Source organism: Streptomyces actinomycinicus (genome assembly GCF_016741775.1).
Lineage (GTDB): Bacteria > Actinomycetota > Actinomycetes > Streptomycetales > Streptomycetaceae > Streptomyces > Streptomyces actinomycinicus.
Genome location: NZ_JAERRK010000022.1, coordinates 58,731 through 82,171, shown reverse-complemented (window position 1 = coordinate 82,171; position 23,441 = coordinate 58,731). Strand labels below are relative to the sequence as shown.

The 23,441-nt window shown below is 74.4% G+C and carries 19 protein-coding genes and 1 riboswitch; of the genes, 3 read left to right on the top strand and 16 right to left on the bottom strand.

Features of this window, described 5'->3' with window-relative positions; all coding sequences use genetic code 11:
- Window positions 1-83 precede the first annotated feature (83 nt).
- Genes cobC through cobM form a run of 6 tightly spaced genes read right to left on the bottom strand, consistent with a single transcriptional unit; the run spans window position 84 to window position 6,413 of the window.
- Window positions 84-1,169 (bottom strand): Rv2231c family histidinol phosphate aminotransferase CobC, encoded by a 1,086-nt coding sequence (gene cobC, locus JK359_RS31260; RefSeq protein ID WP_201842733.1) that lies wholly within the window; start codon window positions 1,167-1,169, stop codon window positions 84-86.
- On the bottom strand, window positions 1,159-2,076 hold the full coding sequence (locus tag JK359_RS31255; protein WP_201842731.1) for a sirohydrochlorin chelatase: 918 nt from the start codon (window positions 2,074-2,076) through the stop codon (window positions 1,159-1,161). The genes cobC and JK359_RS31255 overlap by 11 nt, the downstream gene beginning before the upstream one ends.
- Window positions 2,073-2,660 (bottom strand): precorrin-8X methylmutase, encoded by a 588-nt coding sequence (locus JK359_RS31250; RefSeq protein ID WP_201842729.1) that lies wholly within the window; start codon window positions 2,658-2,660, stop codon window positions 2,073-2,075. The genes JK359_RS31255 and JK359_RS31250 overlap by 4 nt, the downstream gene beginning before the upstream one ends.
- Complete coding sequence (cobJ, locus tag JK359_RS31245) at window positions 2,657-4,366, bottom strand: precorrin-3B C(17)-methyltransferase (protein WP_201842727.1); 1,710 nt, start codon at window positions 4,364-4,366, stop codon at window positions 2,657-2,659. Before cobJ ends, JK359_RS31250 begins: the two co-directional genes overlap by 4 nt.
- A complete protein-coding gene (gene cbiE / locus JK359_RS31240) occupies window positions 4,363-5,598 on the bottom strand; it encodes a precorrin-6y C5,15-methyltransferase (decarboxylating) subunit CbiE (protein ID WP_201842725.1) in 1,236 nt (411 codons plus the stop codon). The genes cobJ and cbiE overlap by 4 nt, the downstream gene beginning before the upstream one ends.
- The gene (gene cobM / locus JK359_RS31235; RefSeq protein ID WP_201842723.1) at window positions 5,595-6,413 is read right to left on the bottom strand and encodes a precorrin-4 C(11)-methyltransferase; all 819 of its coding nucleotides are present in this window, start codon (window positions 6,411-6,413) and stop codon (window positions 5,595-5,597) included. Before cobM ends, cbiE begins: the two co-directional genes overlap by 4 nt.
- A gap of 83 nt (window positions 6,414-6,496) precedes the next feature.
- Between cobM and JK359_RS31230 the strand changes: the two genes are divergently transcribed.
- Window positions 6,497-7,228, top strand: a complete 732-nt coding sequence (locus tag JK359_RS31230; RefSeq protein ID WP_201842721.1) for a ZIP family metal transporter — start codon at window positions 6,497-6,499, stop codon at window positions 7,226-7,228.
- Window positions 7,229-7,242: 14 nt separating this feature from the next.
- Here the strand turns inward: JK359_RS31230 and cobI are convergent, their stop codons facing one another.
- The 10 genes from cobI to JK359_RS31180 all read right to left on the bottom strand — a co-directional run bounded on the left by cobI (window position 7,243) and on the right by JK359_RS31180 (window position 21,111).
- Window positions 7,243-7,974, bottom strand: a complete 732-nt coding sequence (cobI, locus tag JK359_RS31225; protein ID WP_201842719.1) for a precorrin-2 C(20)-methyltransferase — start codon at window positions 7,972-7,974, stop codon at window positions 7,243-7,245.
- On the bottom strand, window positions 7,971-9,422 hold the full coding sequence (locus tag JK359_RS31220) for a cobyrinic acid a,c-diamide synthase CobB (protein WP_201842717.1): 1,452 nt from the start codon (window positions 9,420-9,422) through the stop codon (window positions 7,971-7,973). The genes cobI and JK359_RS31220 overlap by 4 nt, the downstream gene beginning before the upstream one ends.
- Window positions 9,416-10,015 carry a cob(I)yrinic acid a,c-diamide adenosyltransferase gene (gene cobO, locus JK359_RS31215; RefSeq protein ID WP_201842715.1) on the bottom strand — a complete coding sequence of 200 codons (600 nt, stop codon included), beginning with the start codon at window positions 10,013-10,015 and terminating at the stop codon, window positions 9,416-9,418. Before cobO ends, JK359_RS31220 begins: the two co-directional genes overlap by 7 nt.
- Window positions 10,015-12,027: a putative cobaltochelatase gene (locus JK359_RS31210; protein ID WP_201842713.1), complete on the bottom strand. Its 2,013-nt coding sequence runs from the start codon at window positions 12,025-12,027 to the stop codon at window positions 10,015-10,017. The genes cobO and JK359_RS31210 overlap by 1 nt, the downstream gene beginning before the upstream one ends.
- Window positions 12,024-15,674, bottom strand: a complete 3,651-nt coding sequence (gene cobN, locus JK359_RS31205; RefSeq protein WP_201842712.1) for a cobaltochelatase subunit CobN — start codon at window positions 15,672-15,674, stop codon at window positions 12,024-12,026. Before cobN ends, JK359_RS31210 begins: the two co-directional genes overlap by 4 nt.
- Window positions 15,671-17,179 (bottom strand): cobyric acid synthase, encoded by a 1,509-nt coding sequence (locus tag JK359_RS31200; protein WP_201842710.1) that lies wholly within the window; start codon window positions 17,177-17,179, stop codon window positions 15,671-15,673. Before JK359_RS31200 ends, cobN begins: the two co-directional genes overlap by 4 nt.
- Window positions 17,176-18,120: a cobalamin biosynthesis protein gene (locus JK359_RS31195; RefSeq protein WP_201842708.1), complete on the bottom strand. Its 945-nt coding sequence runs from the start codon at window positions 18,118-18,120 to the stop codon at window positions 17,176-17,178. Before JK359_RS31195 ends, JK359_RS31200 begins: the two co-directional genes overlap by 4 nt.
- Before the next feature lie 101 nt (window positions 18,121-18,221).
- A riboswitch (cobalamin riboswitch) is annotated at window positions 18,222-18,363 on the bottom strand.
- A 243-nt stretch (window positions 18,364-18,606) separates the two neighbouring features.
- Window positions 18,607-18,834 carry a hypothetical protein gene (locus JK359_RS31190; protein ID WP_201842706.1) on the bottom strand — a complete coding sequence of 76 codons (228 nt, stop codon included), beginning with the start codon at window positions 18,832-18,834 and terminating at the stop codon, window positions 18,607-18,609.
- A 34-nt stretch (window positions 18,835-18,868) separates the two neighbouring features.
- Entirely contained in the window at window positions 18,869-20,116 is a 1,248-nt protein-coding gene (locus tag JK359_RS31185; RefSeq protein ID WP_201842704.1) for an inorganic phosphate transporter, read from the bottom strand.
- A 143-nt stretch (window positions 20,117-20,259) separates the two neighbouring features.
- Complete coding sequence (locus JK359_RS31180) at window positions 20,260-21,111, bottom strand: lysozyme (protein WP_201842940.1); 852 nt, start codon at window positions 21,109-21,111, stop codon at window positions 20,260-20,262.
- A gap of 211 nt (window positions 21,112-21,322) precedes the next feature.
- On the opposite strand from JK359_RS31180, the gene JK359_RS31175 reads away from it, so the two are divergent.
- Window positions 21,323-22,000, top strand: a complete 678-nt coding sequence (locus JK359_RS31175) for a class II aldolase/adducin family protein (protein ID WP_201842702.1) — start codon at window positions 21,323-21,325, stop codon at window positions 21,998-22,000.
- A 241-nt stretch (window positions 22,001-22,241) separates the two neighbouring features.
- Window positions 22,242-23,369, top strand: coding sequence for an alpha/beta hydrolase (locus JK359_RS31170; protein WP_201842938.1), 1,128 nt, complete (start codon window positions 22,242-22,244; stop codon window positions 23,367-23,369).
- Window positions 23,370-23,441: the final 72 nt, after the last annotated feature.

The window sequence follows — 23,441 nt, the reverse complement described above, 5'->3', positions numbered from 1 at the left end:
CGCGCCGGGGCCCCGGCCTCCCGGCGGCCCTCACCCGTAATGTGCTGGGTCTTTCGGCCGGGGTCCGCCGGGAGCGGTGCCTCTCAGCTTGCCGGGGCTGGTGGGCCGGCGGGCGGAATCAGTGCGGCCGACAGGGCCTCCAGGAAGGCGTTCACCGTCGCACGGTCCCGTACGGCCACCCGTACCCACTCCACCCCGAGCCCCGGAAACGTGTCCCCACGCCGCACCGCGTAGCCGAGGTCCCGCAACCGTCGCCGTACCCCGGCCGCGTCCGGGATCCGCACCAGCACGAACGGCCCCTGCGCAGGCTGCACCACTCGCACCCCGAGCCCGGCGAAAGAAACCAGCCCGGCCACCAGATGCGCCCGGTCGCCGGCGATGCGATGCGCCGCGTGCCCCGCCTCGGCCAGCGCCCTCGGCGCCACACACGCCTGCGCCGCGGCCAGCGCCGGTGTCGAGACGGGCCACAACGGCTGGGCCCGCGCCAGTTCGGCGACGATCTCCGCGGACGCCAGCACGTACCCGATGCGCAGCCCGGCCAGCCCCCACGTCTTGGTGAGGCTGCGCAGCACGACGAGCCCCGGCACGTCGGTCCGCCCGGCCAGCGACTCCCGCTCACCCGGCACGGCGTCCATGAACGCCTCGTCGACCACCAGCGTCCGCCCGGCACGGGCGAGCCGGACGATCGTCTCCGCCGGATGCAGCACGGACGTCGGATTGGTGGGGTTGCCGATCACCACCAGATCGGCGTCCTCCGGCACGGCCGCCGGGTCCAGCCGGAACCCGTCCTGCGCGCGCAGCAGCACCCGGCCCACGGTGTGCCCGGCGTCCCGCAAGGCGGCCTCCGGCTCGGTGAACTGCGGGTGCACCACGACCGGCTGACGTACCTTCAGCGCCCGGGCGAGCAGTACGAACGCCTCCGCGGCCCCCGCCGTCAGCAGGACCCGCTCCACCGGCAGCCCGTGCCGCTCCGCCACCGCCGCCCGCGCGGCCCGCCCGTCCGGGTAGGCCGCGAGGGACGACAGCGAGCCGGCGATCTCCTCCCGCAGCCACCGCGGGGGAGTGTCCGCGCGGACGTTGACGGCGAGGTCGACCAGCGCCGACCCGTCGTCCCGCACTTCGGCGTCCCCGTGGTGCCGCAGGTCAGGTTCCCTGCCCTCAGTGCGCATGGCTGTGCGAGTGCCCCCCGTGATGGTGGTGCCCGTGTCCGTGGTGGTGGCCGTCGTCGTCCGGGTGGAAGTGCGGCTGCTGCGGCAGCCCCACCTTGTCCTCGAAGCCCGGCAGCGCGATCCGGTACACGCACGAGTCGCAGTTCATGCGCAGATCGCCCTTGACGGCCTCCTCGTACCGCTCCATCACCAGGCCCAGCAGCTCCGGCTCGGGCCCGATGACGTCGGCCGACCGCACCTCGGTCTCCGGGTGCGCGGCGGCCCACTCCTCGGTCTGCTGCCGCACCCGGTCCGGCAGGATCCCGGTGAACAGGAAGTACGGGAGGACGACGACCCTCCGGGCCCCCAGCGCCACGCACCGGTCCAGACCGCTCGGCACGTCCGGCGCCGCCAGTGACACGAACGCGGTCTCCACACCGGCGTACCCACGGCCCTCCCACAGCAGCCGCGCCGCCTTGAACACCTCGGCGTTGGCGTCGGGGTCCGTCGAGCCGCGCCCGACCAGCAGCACGGTCACCTCGGAGCGGTCCGCGCCGTCCAGCGCCTCCTCCAGCCGCCGCTCCAGCACGTTCAGCAGCGACGGGTGCGGGCCCAGCGGACGGCCGTAGGTGTACGAGATGCCCGGGTGCCGCTCCTTCTCTCGGGCCAGCGCGGCCGGGATGTCGCCCTTGGCGTGCCCGGCGGACACCAGCATCAGCGGCACCGCGGCGAACCGGCGCACGCCCTGCTCGACCAGCTCGGTCACGGCCTCGCCCAGCGGCGGCGGGGACAGTTCGATGAAGCCGCCCGCGACGGGCAGGCCGGGGTGGCGGCGTCCCAGCTCCCGGACGAAGTCGCGGAACGCCTCCGCTCCGGCGTCGTCACGGGTGCCGTGTCCGGCGATGAGCAGGGCGGGCGGGGTGGTCACGAGGTCTCCTCAGGTGAAACGGGGTGGTACAGCAGGGCGTTGAGCGCGGCGGCGGCCACCGCCGAACCGCCCTTCTCGGACACGTTGCTCACGGCGGGCAGCCCACTCGCCCGCAACGCCTCCTTGGACTCGGCCGCGCCGACGAAGCCGACGGGCAGGCCGATGACGAGCGCCGGGGAGGCGTCCAGGGTCAGCAGCTCCTCCAGAGCGGTCGGCGCGCAGCCGATCACCCACAGGGCGCCCGGCCCGACCTCCTCGTACGCGAGCCGGATCGCGTGGGCCGAGCGGGTCAGCCCCGGACCGGCCTCCGCGTCCTTCAGCCGGCAGACGGTCTCGCGCCGGGTGATGCCGGCCGCGACCATCTCCACGTCCACGACGACGGGCGCCCCGGCGTGCAGCGCCGCATGCGCCTTCACCAGGTCGTCCTCGGCCGTGACGAGATCGGTCGCGTACTCCAGGTCGGCGGCGGAGTGGATGACCCGCTCCACCACCGCCCGGGTCAGCGGCGGGAAGTGCGAGGTGTCCAGGCGGGCACGCAGCCGCCGGAAGGACTCCTGCTCGATGGGGTGGACCACACGCTTCACCGGGCCTCCTCCTGCTCCGCCTGCCAGCGGTATCCGCGCGGGGTCACCATGCGCCCCGCGATCTCCCGGGTCGCCGTGTTGCCCACGGTCACGACCGTCATCATGTCGACCGTCGCCGGGTCCAGCGCGCCGAGCGTCGTGACCCGGCTGGTCTCGTCCGGCCGGGACGCGTTGCGGACGACCCCGACCGGCGTCGCCGGCTCCCGGTGCCCGGCGAGGATCGCCAGGGCCTTGGGCAGCTGCCAGTCGCGGCCGCGGGAACGCGGGTTGTAGAAGGTGACGACGATGTCCGCCTCGGCCGCCGCCCGCACCCGGCGCTCGATGACCTCCCACGGCGTGTGCAGGTCGGACAGGCTGATCGACACGTGGTCGTGGCCCAGCGGTGCGCCCAGGATCGCCCCGGCGGCCAGCGCGGCCGTCACCCCGGGCACCCCGACCACGTCGATGTCGTCGGAGGCCTCGGCGAGCGCCGGGGAGGCCATGGCGTACACACCCGCGTCCCCGCTGCCGATCAGTGCCACCGCATGCCCCTCGCGGGCCTCGGCGACCGCCGTACGGGCGCGCTCCTCCTCCGCGCCGAGCCCCGACTCCAGCACCCGTGTGCCGGGCCGGAGCAGGTCGCGGATCTGGTCCACGTACTGGTCGAGCCCGACCAGCACCGACGCCCGCCGCAGTTCGGCCGTCGCACGCGGGGTGAGCAGGTCCCGGGCGCCCGGCCCGAGCCCGACCACCGCGAGCCGCCCGCGCCCCGGGCGGCGTACCACGGCACAGGTCGCCATGGCCGGCTGCCCGTCCGCCCGCACCGACTTCCGCTTCGGCACGAGGAGTTCACCCCCGCGCACCAGGGCGGAGGCCTCGGCGACCGACGGCGTGCCGACGGCCGCGAGCGGCGCGTCGGACGGGTTCGGCACCTCCACGCCCGCCAGCTCCTCGGCGGAGTACGTCACCAGCGGCACCCCGAGCCGCTCGGCGGCGGCCACGATGGCGGGCTCCTCCGCCTTGGCGTCCACCGTCGCGAGTTCGGCCACGGACTTGCGGGAGAGCCCCGCCCGGTCCAGCGTCTCCTCGATCAGTCCGAGCACCTCGGCCACCGGCGCGCCCTTCGACGCTCCGACCCCGACCACCAGCGACGGCGGACGCAGCAGCACTTCCCGCTCGCCGGGTTCGACGGCCCGGTCGGTGAGCCGGACGGTGTACGCCCCCTCGCTCCCGCCCCGCACCAGCGGCAGCGGCGGCAGCGGCCACGCCACCTCGGCCTCCAGCCCGACCGGCGCACCGTCCAGCAGGGCCCGCGAGACCGCGGCGACCGCACCCTCGTACGACAGCCCGAGCGTGTCCAGGCCGGGCAGTCCCACCGCGTCCGTCGCGGTCGTCACCACCGGCTCGGCGCCGAGCAACTCCCCGACCTCGCGGGCGAGTTCGTTGGCGCCGCCGCCGTGCCCGCCGACCAGCGACACCGCGAACCGGCCGCCCTCGTCCACGCACACCACACCCGGGTCGGCCGTCTTGTCACCGAGCAGCGGCGCCAGCAGCCGTACCACCGCCCCCGTCGCCAGGAAGCACACCAACTGCCCGCACTCCGCGAACGCGGCCCGTACGGCCTCCCCGACGGGACCCTCGTACACCCGCGTACGGTCCGGCCAGGCCGCGGCCAGCCGGTCCCGCGCCGCCGCTCCCGCCGCGGTGGCGGAAATGAGGCCGATCACTGGGCAACTCCTTCACTAGGCACCGGGGACCTGACACCCCAGAGCACGAACACAGGATTGGTGGCCGCCAGCCGGGTCACGTCCCCCGGCAGCGGCGCCAGCCGCGACGACTGCAACAGCACCCCGTCACAGGCGAACCCGGCGGCCGTCAGCGCTTCCCGCGCCGCCGGCACCCGGTCCAGGGCGGCCATGGCGACGACCACCGTCCGCCGGGCCCGCCGCGCACAGGCGGTGACCACGGCGGGCAGCTCCCGGCCCCCGCCGCCCACGAACACCGCGTCGGGCTCGCCGGCCAGCCCGGCCAGCGCCTCCGGCGCCGAGCCGTGCACCACGTCCACGTCGACGCCGTGGGCGCGGGCGTTGGCACGGACCCGCTCCACCCCGTCCGCGGTCTTCTCCACGGCGACCACGGCCGCACCCAGCCGCGCGCACTCCACCGCGACCGAACCCGACCCGGCGCCCACGTCCCACACCAGGTCACCCAGGCGCGGCCCGAGCCGGGCCAGCGCCAGCGCCCGCACCTCGAACTTGGTGATCATCGAGTCCCGGTGGGTGAACTCGGCCTCCTCCAGGGCCCACCGGGCGGGCTGCTCCGGCACACCGGCCACCGTACGCACCGCACCGAGCGCCCGTGCCTCGTCCAGGCACAGCACCACGCTCACCGCCGTACCCCAGTCCCGGGAGGCCGCCTCGGCGGCCGTCACCCGCTCCACGCGCTCCCGGTCCGGGTCCCCGAGGGCACGCGCCACGACCAGCACCCGGTCACCGGGCAGGGCGGCGCCCAGCTCGGCCGGTCCGGCGCCCGGGCCCGTCAGCACGGCCACCTTCGGCCGCGCCCGGCACACGTTCACCGCCGTACGCAGGTCCCGGCCGTGCGCGCTGACCACGACCGCGTCGTCCCAGGGCAGCCCGATCCGCGCGAACGCGGTGGCCACGGAGGACACCCCCGGCCGCACGTCCAGCAGCCCGGCACCGAACCGCTCGGCCAGCACCCGCACGATCCCGAAGAACCCCGGGTCCCCGGAGGCCAGCACGACGACCGGCAGCTCCTTGCCGACGTACTCCTCGATCCTCTCCAGGGCCGGCGCCAGCGGCCCGAGCACCACCCGCTCGGCCCCCGCCGGCAGTTCCGCGGCGTCCAGGTGGCGCCGCCCGCCGACCACCAGCGCGGCCCCCGCCGCGACGGCCGCGGGAACCGGCGCACCGGTGCCCGTACCGACGACCGTGATCAACTCTTCGCCCGCTGCTCGCGCAGGGCCCGGCGGGCCTCCGGGTCGGCCTTGCGGTACCCGTGGAAGTGCCCCGGGTGGTACAGGTGCGAGCGGGTGCCCTGCGCGTCCAGCGCCGGGCCGACCAGGAACAGCGTGTGCTTCCAGAGCTTGTGCTCCTTGACCGTCTCCTCCAGGGTGCCGACCGTGCACTTCACGACCAGCTCCTCCGGCCAGGTCGCCTGGTAGGCGACCACCACGGGCGTCTCCGTGGGGTAGCCGCCCTCCAGCAGCTCCCGCACGAGCTGCCCGCTGCGCGCCGCGGACAGGAAGATCGCCATGGTGGTGCCGTGCCGGGCGAACTCGCGGACCTCCTCGCCGGGCGGCATCGGGGTCTTGCCGCCGCCCAGCCGGGTCAGCACGACGGACTGCGCGACCTCCGGGATGGTCAGCTCGCGCTCCGCCAGCGCGGCCACCGCGGAGAAGGCGGACACACCCGGGACGACCTCGGTCGCGATGCCGATCCGGTGGCAGCGGTCCAGCTGCTCCTGCGTGCCGCCCCACAGGGCCGGGTCGCCGGAGTGGACCCGGGCGACCTTCAGCCCTTCCTCGAACGCACGTCGGTAGACGGCGACGACGTCCTCCAGCGACATGGCCGCGGAGTCCAGGATCTCGGCGTCCTCGCGGGCGTGCTCGAGGACCTCCGCCTGGACCAGGCTCGCGGCCCAGATCACCACGTCGGCCTCGGCGATGGCCCGGGCGGCACGGAACGTCAGCAGATCGGCGGCGCCGGGGCCGGCACCGACGAAGGTCACCTTGCCGGTGGGGGCATCGGCCATGGGAATCGGTCCTCTCCTACAAGTCAGTACGTGAACGGCTGTCGGACGTGCGCGCACGCCGGTCCATCGGATAGCAAAGGCCTATGGCGGTCCTCGTCGCGCTCGGCGCGTTCCTGATGACGCTGGCCGGCGGCTGGACGGCACAGCGCGTGACCGACCGCCGCCATCTCGTCCTGGGTCTGGCCGGCGGGCTGATGCTGGGCGTGGTCGGCCTCGACCTGCTGCCGGAGGCGCTGCACGCGGCCGGCCACGAGATCTACGGCGTACCCGCCGCGCTGCTGCTGTTCGTGGCCGGGTTCCTGGTGGCCCATCTGGTGGAGCGCACGCTGGCCGCCCGCCAGGCCGCGCACGGCGGTGCCGAGGGCCACGACCACCGGGCGCCCGAGGTGGGCCTGGCGGCAGCCGCCGCGATGGTGGGCCACAGCGCCATGGACGGCGTGGCCATCGGCGCCGCCTTCCAGGTCGGCGGCGGCATGGCCGCCGCCGTCGCGCTCGCCGTGATCGCCCACGACTTCGCCGACGGCTTCAACACCTTCACCATCACCAGCCTGTACGGCAACGCGCGCCGCCGCGCCATCGGCATGCTGGTCGCCGACGCCTGTGCGCCCTTGCTCGGCGCCCTGTCCACGGCCTTCTTCCGCATCCCCGAACCGGTGCTCGGCAGCTATCTCGGCCTCTTCGGCGGCGTACTGCTCTATCTCGCCGCCGCCGAGATCCTGCCCGAGGCCCACCACGAGCACCCGGCCCGCTCCACCCTGCTGTGCACGGTGGCGGGGGCCGCGTTCATCTGGCTGGTGGTCGGCATCACCGGCTGACCGCACGGACGGTCTCACAGCTTCCCGCCCCGGCCGCCGTCCCGCCGCGGGGGCGCGATCAGCGTCGACAGGTACGGCAGCGGCGACCCGTCCAGCTCGGCGGCCGGCCGCACCGACTCCTCCGGCAGCCCCAGCGCCGATCCCCACACGGCGTCCCCGAGCCGTCCGGTCCGCGCCAGTGCCTCGGCGACCTCGGCGGCCTGCCGCCCGAACTTGTAGGCCACGACCGTCCCCGGCCCGGCCAGCGCCTCCCTCAGCACGGCGGACCCGGCGGTGACCGGCACCAGGGTGAGGGGCTCGGTGCCCTCCGTCAGCACGGCCCCGGACCGGGCCGCGAGATCCTGCATGGCGGTGATCCCCGGGACGGTCTCCACGACGACACCCGGCACCAGCTCGGCGATGGTCTGCGCGAGATACGTGAACGTCGAGTACACGTTCGGGTCCCCGATGGTGGCGAACGCGACGGACCCGTGCCGGCCGAGCAGCTCGGCGACCCTGGCCCCGGCCGCGTCCCAGGCCGCCTCCCGCCGCGCCCGGTCGGTCCGCTCGTTCAGCGCGAACACCACCCGGACGACCTTCTCCGCGGGCACGTAGTGGAGCACGGTCGCCTCGGCCCGCCCCTGCTCGCCGGTGTCCATGACGGGTACGACGACGACATCGGCGGCCCGCAGCGCGTTGACCCCCTTGACGGTCACCAGCTCCGGATCACCGGGACCGACCCCGACCCCGACCAGCCTGCTGCTCATGACGTCCGGCACCTCTCCACGAACCGACGGGCGACACCGGGCCGGGAGGCCCAGTGCGTGTGCAGATAACTCGCGTGCACGCCCTGCTGTACGAAACCTTCGACCCGCCGGACCGGGGACCGCACGCCCCAGGCGGGAGCGGCACCGGCGCCCGGCTCGACGACGGTGCGGTGGAACTCGTGCCCCCGCATCCGTGTCCCGGCCGCCGCCAGCACGCTGTCGCCGACGGCCACGGCGTCCCGGTAGCCGAGAGTCAGCCGCTCGGTCATCCGCGCGGTGGCGTCCAGCACGCCGCACATGGGCTGCCCGTCCAGCTCACGGCAGAGATAGAGCAGCCCGGCGCATTCCGCCGCCACCGGGGCGCCGCTCAGGGCCAGCTCGGTGACGGCCTTGCGCAGCGGCTCGTTGGCGGACAGCTCGGCGGCGTACACCTCGGGGAACCCGCCGCCGACGACCAGACCCGCGGTGCCCTCGGGGAGCCGTTCGTCCCTGAGCGGATCGAACGTGACCACGTCGGCGCCGGCGGCTGCGAGCAGCTCGGTGTGCTCGGCGTAGGAGAAGCTGAACGCGGGCCCCCCGGCAACGGCCACGACGGGCGGACCGGCGGTCCACTCCTCGGCCGACCGAGCCGGCTGCTCGTCCCGCATTTCAGCCGACCGAGCCGGATCGGCGGTCCACTTCTCGGCCGACCGAGTCGGGTGGTGGGTGGGCGAGGCGGGGGTCCAGGGGGCGGAGCCCCCTGGGAGTGCACCGGCACCACGGGCGAGCGCCTCCAGCGCGCCCAGGTCACACCCGGCGGCGACCTGCGCAGCCATCGCCTCGACGGCACCGACCGCCGCAGCGCGCCGCTCGGCGACCGGCACCAGCCCCAGGTGCCGGGAAGGCGTGTCCACCTGAGGCACCCTCCGCAGCACTCCCAGTACCGGCACCCCGGAGGCGTCCAGCGCCTCCCGCAGCAACTCCTCGTGCCGGTCGGACGCCACCTTGTTCAGGATCACGCCACCGACCCGCACCTCCGGGTCCCAGGAGGCGAACCCGTGCACCAGCGCCGCCACCGACCGCGACTGCGAGGACGCGTCCACGACGAGCACGACCGGCGCCCGCAACAGCTTGGCGACGTGCGCCGTGGACGCGAGTTCCCCCTCGCCCGCGGCCCCGTCGTACAGCCCCATCACGCCCTCGACGACGGCGAGGTCACACCCGCGCGCCCCGTGCAGGAACAGCGGAGCGACCAGCTCCGGCCCGCACAGGTACGCGTCCAGGTTGCGCCCCACCCGCCCGGTCGCGAGCGCGTGGTACCCGGGGTCGATGTAGTCCGGCCCGACCTTGTGCGGGGACACGGCGAGCCCCCGCGCGGCGAACGCGGCCATCAGCCCCGTGGCGACGGTGGTCTTGCCGCTGCCGGACGACGGCGCCGCAATGACCAGCCGGGGAACGGACGTCACCACTCGATGCCCTTCTGGCCCTTCTGCCCCGCGTCCATCGGGTGCTTGACCTTGGACATGTCGGTCACGAGATCCGCGAACCCGACCAGCTTCTCCGGCGCGTTACGGCCGGTGATCACCACGTGCTGGGTACCGGGCCGGTCCCGCAGCACCTCCACGACCTCGTCCGTGTCCACCCAGCCCCAGTGCATCGGGTACGCGAACTCGTCCAGCACGTACAGCCGGTACGTCTCGGCGGCCAGGTCCCGCTTGACCTGCTCCCAGCCCTCGCGCGCCTTCTCCTCGTTGTCCATCTGGGCATCGCGCTGCACCCAGGACCAGCCCTCGCCCATCTTGTGCCAGTCGACGGTGCCGCCCTCGCCGGAGGCGCCCAGCACCCGCAGCGCGTTCTCCTCACCGACCTTCCACTTCGCCGACTTGACGAACTGGAACACCCCGATGGGCCACCCCTGGTTCCAGGCGCGCAGCGCGAGCCCGAACGCGGCGGTGGACTTGCCCTTCCCGACGCCGGTGTGCACGACGACCAGCGGACGGTTCCGGCGCTGACGGGTCGTCAGGCCGTCGTCCGGTACGACACTCGGCTGTCCCTGCGGCACTACGCGGCCCTCCTCGGTGTCCTCTGCGTCCCCTGCACATCCCTGACCAGCCCGGCGATCGAGTCGGCCCGCAGCTCGTCCAGCGTCACTCCCGTACCGCCCAGCTCCACCGCGAGCTGCCCGGCGAGCCCCAGCCGCACCGGACCCGACTCGCAGTCCACGACCACCGAGGCGGTCCGCTCGGCCGCGAACAGCCGGGCCGCCCGGCCCGCGAGCGCGACCGGCTCCGGGCCACCGGTGGCCCGTCCGTCCGTCACCACCACGACCAGCGCCCGTCGCGCCGGATCCCGCAGCCGCTCCACGCGCAGCACCTCGTGCGCCTTCAGCAGCCCGGCCGCGAGCGGCGTACGGCCACCCGTCGGCAGCGACTCCAGCCGCGCGGCCGCGGCGTCGACGGAGGACGTCGGCGGCAGGGCCACGTCCGCGGCGGAGCCCCGGAAGGTCACCAGACCCACCTTGTCCCGCCGCTGGTAGGCGTCCAGGAGCAGCGACATGACCGCCCCTTTGACGGCGCTCATCCGCTGCCGCGCCGCCATCGACCCGGAGGCGTCCACCACGAACAGCACGAGGTTGCCCTCACGTCCCTCGCGGGTCGCCTGCCGCAGATCGTCCCGGCGGACCACCAGCCCCGGCCCGGAGCGGCCCCGCGCCCGCTGGTGCGGGGCAGCGGCCTGCACGGTCGCCGCCAGATGCAGCTTGGTCAGCGCACCGCGGGGCCGGCGCGCCCCGGTGGTGCGGCCGTGCTCGGTCCGCGCCCGCGAGCGCCGCCCGGCGGCCCCCTCACCGATCCCGGGCACGCTCAGCACCTTGGCCCGGAAGGGTTCCGCGGCCCGTACGGCCGACTGCTCCCCGGAGCCGGCCGCCTGCGGCTGCCCGTCCTCGCCGGCCTCGGGCTGCGCGGTGCTCCCGCCGTCGCCCTGCGGACCGCTGTCGGGCGCCGGCTGCCCGCCGCCGCCACCGGGCCCGTCCGGATCCGGGTCGTCGTCGCTGTCGCCGTCGTCCCCCGAGTACTGCTCCAGCGTCTCGTCCAGCTTGTCCTCGTCCAGGCCCGGCGCGTCGAACGGGTTGCGCCGGCGCCGGTGCGGCAGCGCCAGCAGCGCGGCCTGTCGTACGTCCTCCGCGAGCACATCGGTCCGCCCGGCCCACGCGGCCAGCGCGGTGGCGGTCCGCGCCATGACGATGTCGGCGCGCATGCCGTCCACCTCGAAGGCCGCGCAGGTCGCCGCGATCTGCCGCAGCGCCCCGTCGCCCAGCCGCACCTGCGGCAGCAGCGCCCGCGCCGCCACGATCCGCTCCCGTACGGCGGCCTCCTCGCCGGCCCAGCGGGCGGCGAAGGCGGCGGGATCGTCGTCGTACGCCAGCCGGCGCCGGACGACCTCCACCCGCTGGTCCGGCTCCCGCGAGGCCGCGACCTCCACGGTGAGCCCGAACCGGTCCAGCAGCTGCGGCCGCAGCTCGCCCTCCTCGGGGTTCATGGTGCCGACGAGCAGGAACCGGGCCGCGTGCCGCACGGACACGCCCTCGCGCTCCACGTACGAGGCACCCATCGCCGCCGCGTCCAGCAGCAGGTCGACCAGGTGGTCGTGGAGGAGGTTGACCTCGTCGACGTACAGGATCCCGCGGTGCGCGTCGGCCAGCAGGCCCGGCTCGAACGCCTTCACGCCCTCGGCGAGGGCCCGCTCGATGTCGAGGGCGCCGACCAGCCGGTCCTCGGAGGCGCCGACGGGCAGCTCCACCATCCGCGCGGGCCGCCCGGTGCCGCCGCCGGCTTCGTGCGGCCCGTCCGGGCACGAGGGGTCGGGGGAGGCCGGATCGCACGAGAAACGGCACCCGGGCACCACGGCCACCTCCGGCAGCAGCGCCGACAGGGCCCGCACCGCCGTGGACTTCGCGGTGCCCTTCTCGCCGCGCACCAGCACGCCGCCCACCGCCGGCGACACGGCGTTCAGCAGCAGCGCGAGCCGCAGGTCGTCCTGGCCGACGACGGCCGTAAAGGGGAACGGGGTGGTCACTGGTCGCCCTCCAAGTCGCCTTCAAGCTCCAGGTACGTGGCGCGCAGCCGCTCCAGCGTGTCCGCGTCCGGCTCCGCCCACAGACCGCGGTCCGCCGCCTCGAGCAGCCGCTCGGTGATACCCCGCAGGGCCCACGGATTGGACTTCTTCATGAAGTCCCGGTTCTCCGGGTCGAAGACGTACTCGGCGCTGAGCTTCTCGTACATCCAGTCGTCGACCACACCGGCCGTGGCGTCGTACCCGAAGAGGTAGTCCACGGTCGCGGCCATCTCGAAGGCGCCCTTGTAGCCGTGCCGGCGCATGGCCGCCATCCAGCGCGGGTTGACCACACGCGCCCGGAAAACCCGGTGGGTCTCCTCGCCGAGCGTGCGGGTCCGCACCTGGTCCGGTACGGCGCTGTCGCCGACGTACGCCTCGGGGTTGGCGCCGGTCAGGTGGCGGACCATGGCGACCATGCCGCCGTGGTACTGGAAGTAGTCGTCGGCGTCGACCAGGTCGTGCTCGCGCGTGTCGACGTTCTTCGCGGCGACCGCGATCCGCCTGAACGCGGTCTCCATGTCCCCGCGCGCGGCCCGTCCGTCGAGCCCGCGCCCGTAGGCGTAGCCGCCCCACACCGCGTACACCTCGGCCAGGTCGGCGTCGGAGCGCCAGTTGCGGGCGTCGATCAGCGGCAGCAGGCCGGCACCGTAGGCGCCCGGCTTGGAGCCGAAGATGCGGGCCGTGGCGCGGCGCCGGTCGCCGTGCCCGGCGGTGTCCTCGTCGGCGTGCGCCTTGACGAAGTTGCGGTCGGCGGGCTCGTCCAGCTCCGCCACCGCCCGTACCGCGTCGTCGATCAGCCCGACCACGTGCGGGAAGGCGTCCCGGAAGAAGCCGGAGATGCGGACCGTGACGTCGATGCGCGGCCGGCCCAGCTCCGCCAGCGGGATCACCGCGAACCCGGTCACCCGGCGCGAGGCCTCGTCCCACACCGGACGGCAGCCCAGCAGCGCCAGGATCTCGGCGATGTCGTCGCCCTGGGTGCGCATCGCGGAGGTGCCCCAGACCGTCAGTCCGACCGACTTCGGGTACTCACCGGTGTCCTGGAGGTAGCGGGCGACCAGCGAGTCCGCGAGGGACTGACCGACCTCCCAGCTCAGCCGGGACGGGATGGCCTTGGGGTCGACGGAGTAGAAGTTCCGGCCGGTCGGCAGCACGTTCACCAGACCGCGGGTCGGGGAGCCCGACGGTCCCGCCGGCACGTAACCGCCGTCCAGCGCCCGCAGGATGTGCCCGATCTCGTCGGTCGTCCGCGCCAGCCGCGGTACGACCTCGTCGCACGCGAACTCCAGCACGGCGACGGCCTCCGGGAGTTCGGTGCCGAGCACGCCCCGCAGCACCGCGGGGACGACCGCACGGTCCCACTCCCGCGCCTCCATGGCCTCCGCGGTCCGCCGGCACAGCTGCTCCAGCAGGTCGATCGCGTCGGCGCCGGTACGGGACGGCCCTTCGACCAGGTCCGTCAGCTCCACCGGCACCTTCACCGGGGCGCCGGGCTCGGCCAGCAGCTCCTTCTCGTCCAGCCCGAAGTGAGCCGCCAGACAGGCCCGCAGACCGGGCAGCGCGTTCGCCCGGCCGCCCCACACCTGCGAGGCGCGCAGCACGGCCAGCACGAGGTTCACGCGCGGCTCGGCGACCGGCCCGCCGCCCAGGATGTGCAGGCCGTCGCGGATCTGCACGTCCTTGATCTCGCACAGATAGCCGTCGATGTGCATGACGAACTCGTCGAACGCGTCGTCGTCCGGCTGCTCGTCCACGTGCAGGTCGTGGTGCAGCTCGGCCGCCTTGACCAGGGTCCAGATCTGGGCGCGGACGGCCGGGGCCTTCGCCGGGTCCAGGTCGGAGACGAGCGCGTACTCGTCCAGCAGCTGCTCCAGCTTGGCGAGGTCGCCGTAGGTGTCGGCGCGTGCCATCGGCGGGACCAGGTGGTCCACGACCGTGGCGTGCCCGCGCCGCTTGGCCTGGGTGCCCTCGCCGGGGTCGTTGACGATGAACGGGTAGATCAGCGGCAGATCGCCGAGCACGGCGTCCGGGGCGCAGCCGGCGCTCAGGCCGAGCCCCTTGCCCGGCAGCCACTCCATCGTGCCGTGCTTGCCCATGTGCACGATCGCGTCCGCGCCGAAGCTGTTGTCCAGCCAGCGGTAGGCCGCCATGTAGTGGTGGGACGGCGGCATGTCGGGATCGTGGTAGATCGCGATCGGGTTCTCGCCGAAGCCGCGCGGCGGCTGGATCATCACGACCACGTTGCCGAACTGCAGCGAGGCGAGCACGATGTCCTCGCCGTCGACGTACAGGCTGCCCGGCGGCTCGCCCCACGCCTCGGTCATCGCGTCCTGCAGCTCCGGGTCCAGCTGCTCGAACCAGGCCCGGTAGTCGGCCAGCGGCACCCGCGCGGGCGCGGCGGCCAGCTGCTGCTCGGTCAGCCACTCCACGTCGTGGCCGCCGGCCTCGATCAGCCGGTGGATCAACTCGTCCCCGCCGGCGGGGTATTCGGTGAGCCCGTACCCGGAGTCCCGGAGCGCGTCCAGCACCCGTACCGCCGACGCGGGCGTGTCCAGGCCGACCGCGTTGCCGACCCGGGAGTGCTTGGTCGGGTACGCGGTGAAGACGAGCGCGATCTTCTTCTCGGCGTTCGGCTTGTGCTTCAGGCGGGCGTGCCGGACGGCGATCCCGGCGACCCGCGCGGCCCGCTCGGGGTCGGCGGTGTACACCGGCACGTCGTCGGGACCCTGCTCCTTGAAGGAGAACGGGACGGTGACCAGCCGGCCGTCGAACTCCGGGATCGCGACCTGCATCGCCGCGTCCATCGGGGACAGCGCCGCGTCCGACTCGTCCCACGCTGCCCGCGAGGAGGTGAGGCAGAGGCCCTGCAGCACCGGGATGTTCAGCTCGGCGAGCGCGCCGATGTCCCAGGACTCCTCGTCGCCGCCGGCCGAGGCCTGCGACGCGTGCGTGCCGCCGGCCGCGAGCACGGTGGCCACCAGCGCGTCGGCCCGCCCCAGCAGCTCGTACAGCCCGGCGTCCGCGCCGCGCAGCGAACCGCAGTACACGGGAAGGGCGTTGGCACCCTGAGCCTCGATCGCCTCGCACAGGGTGTCCACGAAGGCGGTGTTACCGCTCAGTTCGTGGGCCCGGTAGAAGAGCACGCCCACGGTCGGCCGGCCCTCCCGGACCTCGTAGGCGCCGTGCACGCCGAACTCCGGCATCTTCCGCGGCTCTTCGAAACCCTCACCGGTCAGCAGCACGGTGTCCGAAAGGAACCGGGACAGTTCCAGCAGATTCTCGGGCCCGCCCTCGACCAGGTACTTCAGTGCCTCCGCGACCACACCGGCCGGCACGGACGACTCGGCCATGAGCTCGGCGTCCGGCACGGCCTCGCCGCCCAGCAGCACGGTCGGGACGCCGGACGCCTTCAGCGCGGCCAGCCCCTCCTCCCACGCGCGCTTGCCGCCCAGCAGCCGTACGACGGCGATGTCCGCGCCCTCGATCAGTCCCGGCAGCTGCCCGGCGGCGTCCACGCGCGTGGGGTTGCCGATGCGGTAGCCGGCGCCGGAGGCCCGGGCCGCCAGCAGATCCGTGTCGGCGGTCGACAACAACAACACTGTGCTCATGCGGGCGCTCCCGGTGGAATGAAAGGCAGTCCTTGCGGCGCGCCCGACTCGATGAGCCGCCAGAGCGCGTCCGTGTCCGCGTGCTGTTCGATCAGGTCGCCGAGCCGGTCGAGCTGCTCCTCGCGCAGCGCGGCGAACGAGGTGTCCGGGGCGGGCACGAAGCGGCGGCCCGCGGCGGCGGCCACCTCGCGCAGGAAGGCCCGCCGGAAACCGTCCGACTCCAGCGAGCCGTGCCAGTGGGTGCCCCAGGTCTGACCGACCCGGCAGCCGTCCAGGAAGGTCTCGCCCCCGGCGACGGTGGCCACCCCGTGGTGGATCTCGTACCCCTCGACCGGCTCGCCGAGGGCTTCCCCGCTCGGCCGGGTGAGGGTCTTCGCGCGGGCGAACCGCACCCGCACGGGCAGCACTCCGAGCCCGTCGACCGCGCCGGCGCGGGACTCGACCTCGTCCTCGATGTGCTCGCCGAGGATCTGGAAGCCGCCGCAGATGCCGAGGACCGGACGTCCTTCGGCGGCCCTCCTGACGAGGGCCTGCGCGAGTCCGCGCTCCCGCAGCCACTGGAGCGCCCGCACGGTCCCGCGCGTGCCCGGGACCACCACGAGGTCGGCGTCCGCCAGCTCCTCGGGGCGGTCCACGAACCGCACCACGACCCCCGGTTCGGCGGCCAGCGCGTCCACGTCCGTGAAGTTGGACATGAGCGGGACCGCGCACACGGCCACCCGCAGCACGTCCTCGCCGACCGGGGGCGCCACGGTGGACTCGCGGACCGTGCCGCGCAGCGAGACGCGCAGTCCGTCCTCCTCGTCGATCCCCAGCCCGTGCCGGAAGGGGAGCACTCCGTACGTGTGCCGCCCCGTCAGCCCGTGCAGCATGTCCAGGCCCGGCTCCAGCAGGGAGACGTCCCCGCGGAACTTGTTCACCAGGAAGCCGGCGACCAGTTCCTGGTCCTCCCGCGAGAGCAGGGCCACCGTCCCGAAGAAGGAGGCGAAGACGCCCCCGCGGTCGATGTCGCCCACCACGAGCACGGGCAGCCGCGCACCCCGCGCGATGCCCATGTTGACGATGTCGGTCCGCCGCAGGTTGATCTCGGCCGGACTCCCCGCCCCCTCACAGATCACCGCGTCATACGTGCCCCGCAACTCGGCCAGGCAGTCCAGGACCGTGCCGAGCAGCCGCTGCTGGCGCCCGCCGTGGTACCCGCGCGCGCTCAGCTCGCCGACCGGCTTGCCCAGCAGCACCACCTGGCTGCTCTGCTCGCCGCCCGGCTTGAGCAGCACCGGGTTCATCAGCGCGGTCGGCTCGATCCGGCACGCCTGGGCCTGCATGGCCTGCGCCCGCCCGATCTCCGCGCCCTCCCGGGTGACGAACGAGTTCAGGGACATGTTCTGCGCCTTGAACGGCGCGACCTTCACGCCCTGGCGGACCAGCCAGCGGCAGATGCCGGCCGTCACGACGCTCTTGCCGGCGTCGGAGGTGGTGCCGGCGACGAGGAGACCCCCGCTCACTTCCCACGTCCCTTCAGGAGGCTGCGCACGGCGAGCGTGGCGCCGAGCGCGAGCAGGCCGACGCGGCGCGACAGCCGCACGGCACGGTCGATGTCGGTGACCCGGACCGGCCGTCCGGCACCGCCGTTGAGTACGGGCCGGTGTTCGACCCGGCCGCCGTAGGAGAGCGTCCCGCCGAGCCGGACGCCGAGGGCACCCGCGAAAGAGGCCTCCACGGGCCCGGCGTTGGGGCTGGGGTGCCGGCGCGCGTCGGCCTTCCAGGCGCGCAGGGCGCCCCGGGGGTCGGGTCCGGCCGCGGCGGCGAGCACGGCGGTCAGCCGGGCCCCCGGCCAGCCGGCGAGGTCGTCGAGGCGCGCGGAGGCCCAGCCGTAGCGCCGGAAGCGGGGCGACCTGTGACCCACCATCGCGTCGAGCGTGTTGACCGCCCGGAACCCGACGAGCCCCGGGACCCCGGCGACCGCACCCCACACCAGCGCGCCCACCACGGCGTCGGAGGTGTTCTCGGCGACCGACTCGACCACCGCGCGCGCGATCCCGTCGGCGTCCAGCGCCTGTGGGTCCCGCCCGCACAGATGCGGCAGCCGGGCCCGGGCGGCCTCGATGTCCCCGGCCGCCAGGGCGCGCCCGACGGCGCGGGCCTCCCGGGCGAGCGAGGTACCGCCGACGACGGCCCAGGTGGCGGCGGCGGTCAACGCGACGGAAGCGGTCCGGGAGGGGCGTACGGTGCGTGCGGCCACTGCGCCCAGAGCGACCGCGCCGCCGGCGCACACGACGGTGTGCACGGCGCCCCAGCCGCGGTGGTCGTGCCACAGAGCGCGTTCCACGGCCCCGGCCGCGCGGCCGAACACGGCGACCGGATGCCCCCGGTGGGGATCACCGAGGAGCAGGTCACCGAGGAGGCCGGCGGCGGCGCCGTACGCGTACGTGCGATCGGCACCCATCGGCTCAGCCGGCCGTGGGCACAGGGGCGGGCCTGGTACTGGTCCTCGAACGGCAGCCGAGCATGGCGATACGTGTCCTCACTCAGGGTGTCCGCGCCCTGGTACGACGAGATCCGGCGGCGAGAGTTCCTGGCTCCCGGGGATTCTTCCCCGGTGACAGTGGCGGGACCGCGCCGGATTCGCACCGGCTTCCTCTTCTGCCGCCGTACATGGCCTGGGCAGTCCACCACGCCCCCGGAACGGCCGTCAACTTGCCTTTGACCTGGGACGCCCGACTGTGCTGAGCCCCACATCACCGGTATGCCGGACGGCACCGGACGGCCGGAATGCGGTGAATCACCCAGGCGGGGGCCGGCGTTCACGGCCCGGACATGCGTCGGCCCCGCCGCGCCCGCTGAAGCGGGGCCCGGCAGGGCCGACAGTACGGTCTCGGACCGTCAGGACCCGGCGAGCGCCGGGCCGTCGATTCTCGTGAGCGTCAAGCCGTCAGGGCTTGGCGACGATCAGGTAGATCCCGTACGCCACCGCCGCCGCGCAGGCGGCGAAGCAGACGTACGCACCGGTCACGGCCAGCGTGGCGGAGCCGCCCTGGGCCGCGGCCTTCTCGCGGCGCGACAGGCCGTTGACGCCGAGGGTGAACAGGGCCACCAGGCCCACCGTGAACGCGAGGCTGACGCCGAAGACGGAGCCGAGGGCCGCCCAGTCGATCTTCATGGGGATGCTTCCTTCAGTAACCGTGTGCGCGGGGTCAGACCGTGGCGGCCGGAGGGGCGGCGGGAGCGGGCTCGGTGGCGGCCGGGGCGGGGATCGTGGCCGTCAGGTTCTCGGCGACCGTGCCCGCGGGCGGCGGGGTGACGGCGGCGATGGCGGTGGTGACCACGCCGGCCGGCTCGCCGGTCTCCTCGACCACGTTGGTGTGGTCCACGACCTCGCGGCGGGAGAGCTTCCAGATCCCCGCGCTGGCGGCGACCAGGAAGACGGCGACGGCGGCGGTACCCCAGTCACCCAGGTCGGTGACGGCCTCGGCGCCCGCGCCGACCAGCGCGGCGGCCGGGAGGGTGAGCGCCCAGGCGGCGAACATCCGGGTCGCGGTGGACCAGCGGACCACACCGCCCTTGCGGCCGAGACCCGCACCCATCACGGAGCCGGAGACGACGTGCGTGGTGGAGAGGGAGAAGCCGAGGTGCGAGGAGGCCAGGATGGCGGTCGCGGCACTGGTCTGGGCGGCGAAGCCCTGGCGCGGCTCGAGGTCGGTCAGGCCCTTGCCCATGGTGCGGATGATGCGCCAGCCGCCGATGTAGGTGCCGAGCGCGATGGCCAGGCCCGCCGAGAGGATCACCCAGGTGGGAGGGTTCGAGCCGGGGGCGATCGCACCGCCCGCGATCAGCGCCAGGGTGATGATGCCCATCGTCTTCTGGGCGTCGTTCGTGCCGTGGGCCAGGGAGACCAGGCCGGCGGAGGCGATCTGGCCGGCGCGGTAACCCTTGCGGGTGGCCTCGCCGTCGGCGGTGTCGCCGATGCCGTACGAGAACCGGGTGGCCAGGAGCGAGGCGAGGCCCGCCACGACCGGCGCGGCGACCGCGGGGAGCAGCACCTTGGTGACCAGGACGTCACCGTGGACGGCGCCGAAACCGGCGGAGGCGACGGTGGCGCCGACCAGGCCGCCCATCAGCGCGTGCGAGGAACTGGAGGGGAGGCCGACCAGCCAGGTCAGCAGGTTCCAGAGGATCGCGCCGACCAGGGCGGCGAAGATGACCTCGGGACGGATGCCGGTCTCGTCGACGAGACCCTTGGAGATCGTGTTGGCGACCTCCACGGAGAGGAAGGCGCCCACAAGATTGAGGACGGCGGACATGGCCACCGCGATCTTGGGCTTCAGGGCGCCTGTGGAGATGGTGGTGGCCATCGCGTTGGCGGTGTCGTGGAAACCGTTCGTGAAATCGAACGCGAGAGCGGTTACCACCACTATCGCGAGGATCAGCGAGAAGCTTTCCATTTACCCAGGCAATCGTTCGAGGTCATTGGCTGGATGAACGTAGGCAACCTGGGTGAACGGAAGATGAACTGGGGCGGGCGTCGAGGTGTCCCTGACCAAGGTTTGACCTTCCGCTTCCCTGCGGCGGCCCAGACGCCCCTTGGCTAGTGGCCGCGCGCGAGGGCCCGCAGCCGGCCCACGGAGCCGTTGAAGAGATTCTGGTCACCCGGCAGCGCGCCCTCGGTGCGGTACTGCCAGAACGTCCAGTACCGCCAGCCGCCCGGCAGCGACCCCGGCCGCGAGGTGCCGTGGCGGGCGATCCACAGGGCGTGGGACGAGGAGAAGGCACGGCTGTCTCCGGTGCACTGCTTCCACCACTGGGAGGTGGTGTAGATCACCGGCCGGCGGCCGGTCTCCCGCTTGATCTCATCGCTGAACGACCGGATCCAGCGGACCATCCGCGACCTGCTCAGCCCGTAGCACCGGTGCTCGTCGCTGTACGGGTTGTACTCGATGTCGAGCGCGGGCGGCAGCGTCCAGCCGTCCGCCCGCCGGTCGCCGCCGTGCCGCAGGAAGTACGCGGCCTGGCGCGCGCCGCCGGACCGGTCCGGCAGGGCGAAGTGGTACGCGCCCCGGAACAGGCGGGCCTTGCGCGCGTCGGCGTACTGCTCGGAGAAGTAGGGGTTGCGGTAGTCGGTGGACTCGGTCGCCTTGATGTAGACGAACCGCGCACCCGTCGCCCGGGCGGCCGACCAGTCGACGTCCTCCTGGTGCGACGACACGTCGTGCCCCTTGGGCAGGGCCCGCAGCGCCCGACCGGGCCGCGGCGCGCCGCCCGCCTCCGCCGCACCGCCGGGCACCCCTGGCTGCGCCTGCGGCTCTGCCCGCGACAGCTTCTGCGCCTGCGTCTGCGGGTAACCGGCCGTCGCCGGTGCGGTGCCCGCCAGGGCGAGGGCGGCCGTTGCTGCCGCGAGGACACCGGCGCGGCGACGGGCGAGGGTGTTCCTGCGGACCATGCGTCTCCCGGGGTGGCGGACGACGACCCGGACCTCACGGGCGGCAGCGATCGTCCAGTGGGCAAGAGAGATCATTGAAGACCTGCCGATGACCGAGTCCGTACCGCTCCCGGGCGTTTCACGGCGAGATCAGCCCGTTCGGAGGTACGGCTCCTGACCGGAAGCGATCGGACCGCCCGCCTTCCGCAGGGCGGGCTGGCAGGATCGCCGCATGGCTGAACTGCGGCGGAGCGCGGAAGAGACACACCCGGACGAGGCACGCCTCTGGACGGAGGTGGTCGCGACGGCGCGCCGGACCGTCGCCGACGGTCTAGTGGTCGGCACCTCGGGCAACGTCTCGGCGCGCATCGGCGACGTCGTGCTCGTCACCCCCTCCGGCGTCCCCTACGACCGGCTCACCCCCGGCGACATCACCGGTGTCGACCTCACCGGCCGCCAGGTGCTCGGCACGCCGGTGCCGACCAGCGAGCTGCCGATGCACCTGGCCGTCTACCGCACGACCGACGCGCGAGCCGTCGTCCACACCCACGCCGTGCACGCGACCGCGGTCTCCACGCTCGTGCCCGAACTCCCGGCCGTCCACTACATGACCGGCGCACTCGGCGGACCCGTCCGGGTCGCCCCCTACGCCACCTACGGCACCGACGAACTGGCCGAGAACATGCTCGGTGCCCTCGCGGGCCGTTCCGGCTGCCTGCTGCAGAACCACGGCACGATCACCTACGGCGCCACGCTCGACCAGGCCTACGACCGCACCGCCCAGTTGGAGTGGATGTGCCGCCTGTGGCTGACGGCGTCCTCGGTGCCGGGGCTGACGCCGTCACTGCTGACGGAGGCACAACTTGCCGAGGCCGGGGAACGCTTGAAGGGGTACGGCCAACGGAGGTGACCCCGTGCACGGCAGCGCAACGTTCCGCTCCCTCGTCCCCGCCCTTGCCCCGACCCCCACCCTCAGCCCGCCCCCCGACCCGCCACCGACCCCCCTCACCCCGGCCCGCCGCTCCCTCGCCGCCGCGGCCGCCTTCATCCTCCGCCGCGACGGCGCGCGGCCACGGCGCACCCGGCCGGCGGTGCCAGGCCGGTCGGCCGTTCCGCTGGCCGGGGGACGGGACCCGCACGACACTGGAGCCGTGCGTACCGCCAAGGCGACCGCCGCCGCCCTCGCCGCCGTCCTGGCCGCCGGTACGGCTTCCGTGGCCGCCGGCCGGATGGCCAGCGACGCCGCGCTGAAGGCCCCCGCGGGCCGTCCGCTGCCGACCGAACCCCGGCTCACCGTGCACGGCACTGCCACCGGCCGGATCGCGCTCACCCGCGACCTGGCCGCCCTGCGCCCCGGCACCTACGGCCTCGCCGGAGACGGCTCCCACGCGGTCGTCGGCCCCGTCCTGACCACGGCCGAGCACACCGCCGACACCGTCGTCCGCCGCCTCGAACGCATCACCCACGGCACCCTCACCGCCGGCGACTCGGTGTGGCTCACCCCCAACCTGTACGTCGGCAACCCCGGCACCGCCCTGGGCCTGGACCACGCCGACGTGGACGTGCCCGGCGAACTCGGCGCCCTGCCCGCCTGGTTCGTGCCCGGCGACCGGGACACCTGGGTGATCGCCGTGCACGGACTCGGCACCACCCGGGAGCACGCCCTGAACGTCATGGGCTTCCTGCACGGCCGCCGCCTGCCGGTCCTCGCCCTCGCCTACCGCGGCGACCTCGGCGCACCGCGCACTCCGGACGGCCTGAACCACCTCGGCGAGACCGAGTGGCGCGACGTCGAGGCGGCGATCCGCTACGCCGTCCGCTACGGCGCCCGCCGCGTCGTCCTCCTCGGCTGGTCCACCGGCGCCACCATGGCCCTGCGCGCCGCCGAGCACTCCGCCGTCCGCGACCGCATCGCGGGGCTCGTCCTCGACTCGCCGGTGCTCAGCTGGGAAGCCACGCTGCGGGCTCTGGCCAGGGCCCGCCGCACCCCGCAGCCACTGCTGCCGCTCGCGGTACGGGCCGCGCAGGGCCGGGCCGGACTGCACGCCGACCGGGCCGCCGAGACCGCCGACCCCGCCCGGCTGCGCGTCCCCACCCTGATCGTCCACGGCCCGGACGACCGGGTCGCCCCCTGGGAGTACTCCCGCCGGCTCGCCCGCACCCGGCCCGACCTCGTCGCCCTCCACACCGTGCCGCACGCCCCGCACGCGGCGATGTGGAACCCGGACCCCGAGGAGTACGAGGAACGCCTGCGGCGGTTCCTGACCCCCCTGATGTGACGCCCCGGCGCCGAGGCCGTCCGGCACCGGCGCCGGGCATTCCGCTCCGGGCCGTACCACTGGCTCGATCAT